The sequence below is a fragment of the Bordetella petrii genome (genome assembly GCF_020991325.1).
Classification (GTDB): domain Bacteria; phylum Pseudomonadota; class Gammaproteobacteria; order Burkholderiales; family Burkholderiaceae_B; genus Bordetella_A; species Bordetella_A petrii_E.
Genome location: NZ_JAJMLX010000366.1, coordinates 1 through 3,664, shown reverse-complemented (window position 1 = coordinate 3,664; position 3,664 = coordinate 1). Strand labels below are relative to the sequence as shown.

At 65.7% G+C, this 3,664-nt stretch carries 2 protein-coding genes and 1 pseudogene; 2 read left to right on the top strand and 1 reads right to left on the bottom strand.

Annotation, left to right across the window (positions count from 1 at the left end; genetic code table 11):
- The coding region (locus tag LPZ50_RS22965) for a cache domain-containing protein (protein ID WP_268903589.1) at window positions 1-759 on the bottom strand (759 nt) is incomplete at its 3' end.
- A gap of 240 nt (window positions 760-999) precedes the next feature.
- Between LPZ50_RS22965 and LPZ50_RS22960 the strand changes: the two genes are divergently transcribed.
- Both LPZ50_RS22960 and LPZ50_RS22955 read left to right on the top strand, forming a co-directional pair.
- Window positions 1,000-2,349, top strand: a complete 1,350-nt coding sequence (locus tag LPZ50_RS22960; RefSeq protein ID WP_230665135.1) for a dicarboxylate/amino acid:cation symporter — start codon at window positions 1,000-1,002, stop codon at window positions 2,347-2,349.
- Window positions 2,350-2,572: 223 nt separating this feature from the next.
- Window positions 2,573-3,664: pseudogene (locus LPZ50_RS22955) on the top strand (amidohydrolase family protein); the annotation flags it as partial.

The following is a 3,664-nucleotide window of genomic DNA, read 5'->3' as shown; positions in this document are numbered from 1 at the left end:
GGGCGTGGATGCCGCCAGCGGCAGGGGCTGCAGGGCGGCGTCGCCGAACTGCAGGCTGGCCCGCAGGGCGCGCGACATGTCGTCGGGCAGCGGCGCCAGGGTGCGGAAACGCCAGCCCGGAACATTGCTGATCAGCACCACCCCATGTGTGTCGGTGACGTACACCGGCTGGGCCATGCGGCTCCAGTCTTGTTCCAGGGGCCCGAAAATCATCTTCAGCACGATGACGCCCAGCGTATCGCCATTGGCGTCGTCGATGCGCCGCGACAGGTACAGGCCTGGTTCCTGGCTGACGGTGCCCAGCGCGAAATATTCGGCCTGCCCGCTATCCATGGCCTGTTGGAAGTAGGGCCGGAAGCGGTAGCTCTGCCCCACGAAACTGATCGGCTCCTGCCAGTTGCTGGCGGCAATGGCCAGCCCGTCGGTGCGCAGCAAATAAATGACGGAAGCGCCGATGTCGCGGTTCAGGCGTTCCAGCTTGCGGTTCAGCACATCGGCGGGTGCTTGGGTTTGCGGCCGCTGCAGTGCCTGGCGCACTTCCGGGTCGTCGGCCAGCACGCGCGGGATGGCGCGGAATTTCTCCAGGTAGGTGCGCAGGGCCAGGGTATTGAGCTGGGCGGTGCCCTGGGCCTGCCGCGACAGTTCCGCCAGGGCCGCGTTGCCGGCCCATTGGCCGGCGGCCATGATGGCCAGGCCGGCCAGTAGCAGGCCGGCGGCAAGCAGGGCAACGAGCAGGAGGCGGCGCAAATTGAGGTTCATGGTTGTGCGGAATTTCGCACATTATATGGCCTGGGTGTGCGGAAATTTGCACTTTCAGGCTTGGCGCAGGCCGCGGCTGACGGAAAAACCTGAATCAAATCAGTCAAGTAGCAGGCCAAGTGTATCTGGCATGGGTATTGCTTTTGTTCCCCCAGTTGCTTTCCAGGCAGCTTAAACCAATTCGTAAAAAACGCGCCGCCATGATGACGGCGCTTATCCCGGTGGGGACAAACGCTAATGATGATCGAGACCGGTCAGGGCGCCGTTACGCCCGCAAAGAAACCCAAGTTCTACCAGGTGCTGTACGTGCAGGTGCTGTTCGCCATTGCGGTCGGCATCCTGCTGGGCCATTACTGGCCGGAACTGGGCGAATCCATGAAACCGCTGGGCGATGGCTTCATCAAGCTGGTGAAGATGATTATCGCGCCGGTCATTTTCCTGACCGTGTCCACGGGTATTGCCGGCATGAGCGACCTGAAGAAGGTGGGCCGCGTGGTGGGCAAGGCCATGATCTACTTCCTGGTGTTCTCGACCCTGGCGCTGATCGTGGGGCTGGTGGTCAGCCACGTGGTGCAGCCGGGCGCCGGCATGCACATCGACCCCGCCAGCCTGGATTCGTCGCAAGTGCAGGGCTACGTGACCAAGGCGCACGATTCGACGATCACGGGCTTCCTGCTGAACATCATTCCCGCCACCATGGTGAGCCCGTTCGTGTCGGGCGACATCCTGCAGGTGCTGTTCGTGGCTATTTTGTTCGGAATTGCCCTGGCCATCGTGGGCGAACGCGGGCGGCCCATTACCAATTTCTTCACCGCGCTGTCGGCGCCCATCTTCAAGGTGGTGGCCATCCTGATGCGTGCCGCGCCCGTGGGGGCGTTCGGCGCCATGGCGTTCACCATCGGCAAGTACGGAATCGGCTCGGTGGTGAACCTGGCCGCGCTGGTGGCCACTTTCTACGCCACGTCGCTGTTGTTCGTGCTGGTGGTGCTGGGCGCGGTGGCGCGCTACAACGGCTTTTCCATCGTCCGCCTGATCCGCTATATCCGCGAGGAACTGCTGCTGGTGCTGGGCACCAGTTCGTCGGAAGCGGCGCTGCCTTCGCTGATGCAGAAGATGGAACGCGCTGGCTGCGCCAAGTCGGTGGTGGGGCTGGTGGTGCCCACTGGCTACTCGTTCAACCTGGACGGCACCAATATCTACATGACCATGGCGGCGCTGTTCATCGCGCAGGCCTGCGACATTCCCCTGTCGCTTGGCGACCAGATCCTGTTGCTGCTGGTGGCCATGCTCAGTTCCAAGGGCGCGGCGGGCGTGACGGGCGCGGGCTTCATCACCCTGGCGGCCACGCTGTCGGTGGTGCCCACCGTGCCCGTGGCCGGCATGGCCCTGATCCTGGGCGTGGACCGCTTCATGTCGGAATGCCGCGCGCTGACCAACCTGGTGGGCAACGCCACCGCCGCCATCGTGGTGGCGCGCTGGGAAGGCGAGCTGGACAAGACCCAGCTCGATGCCGCCATGAGCGGCGGGCTGCCCGCGCCGGACGACGAGGCGCGGGGCGGCGAGCTGGTGGCGGCGCGCCAGGCGGGTTGAAGGACAGCAGGTTGATGTAGGGAACGGGGCGAGCAATCGCCCCGTTTGCATTGGCACGGGGCCAAGCGGCCGCGGCATCGACGGAGCGCTTCGCCCCGGTTGAATACATTCATAAATCAAATGGTGGCTATCCAAATATTTACCTTGTAGCTGCCCTTCCGCTTCGTTATCTTGATGTGATGCATCGCGGGCCCGCGTGGCCCGCCCAACGACGGAATCCATCATGAACGAACGCCTTTACACCAACGCGCGGGCCGCGGACGGCAGCCAGATCCATATCGCGGTGGCCGACGGCCGTATCGCCGGCATAGGGCCCGGCACGCCGGCCGCCGATGGCGCCGACGTTGTCGACCTGCAGGGCCGGCTGGTGCTGCCCGGTTTCGTGGACGGCCACATTCACCTGGACAAGAGCTTCGTGGGCGACCATTGGCGCCCGCACCAGCCGGCGGGCAGCCTGCGTGAACGCCTGGCCATCGAGAAACAGGCGCTGGCGGGCGCGCGGCCCATTGCCGAACGCGCCCATGCCTTGATCGCGCAGGCCGCCGCCTTCGGCACCGTGGCCATGCGCAGCCATGTCGATGTCGATGCCACCACCGGGCTGACCAACTTGCACGCCGTCATGCAGGCGCGCGAAGCGTGGCGCGGCATTGTCGATATCGAACTGGTGGCGTTCCCGCAGGCCGGGGTAATGTCCTGTCCGGGCACGGCGGCCGTGCTGGAAGCGGCCGCGCGCGAAGGCGTCGAGGTGGTGGGCGGCATCGACCCCACCACGCTGGACGGCGATGCCGATGGCCAGCTGGATGTGGTGTTCGGCATCGCGGAAAAGTATGGCGTGAAGATCGATATCCACCTGCACGAACCGGGGCAGCAGGGCGTAGAGCAATTGCATCGCATTGCGGCCCGCACGCGCGCGGCGGGGCTGGGCGGGCGGGCCATGCGTATTGCCTGGGCGACGTGGGGCCGGACGTGCTGGACAACATTGCCGCGGCGCTGGCCCGGGCGGGCGTGGCCATCATGACCAACGCGCCGGGCAACCGGCCGTTTCCGCCGGTGCTGCGCCTGCACCAGGCCGGTGTTGCGATGTTTACCGGCAACGACAATATCCAGGACGCCTGGTGGCCCTACGGCAATGGCGACATGCTCCAGCGCGCCATGCTGGTGGGGTACCGGTCGGGTTTTTACACCGACGATGCGCTGGAACTGGCGCTGCGCATGGCTACCCATGCCGGCGCGGCCGTGCTGGGGCGGCAGGGCCATGAATTGGCGCCGGGCAATGCGGCCACCTTCGTGGCGCTGCGGGCGCCGAACGCGGCGG

Bases quoted from the DNA above. Each gene is read 5' to 3' on its own strand.
- LPZ50_RS22960 (WP_230665135.1), top strand. From the start codon at position 1,000: ATGATCGAGACCGGTCAGGGCGCCGTTACGCCCGCAAAGAAACCCAAG.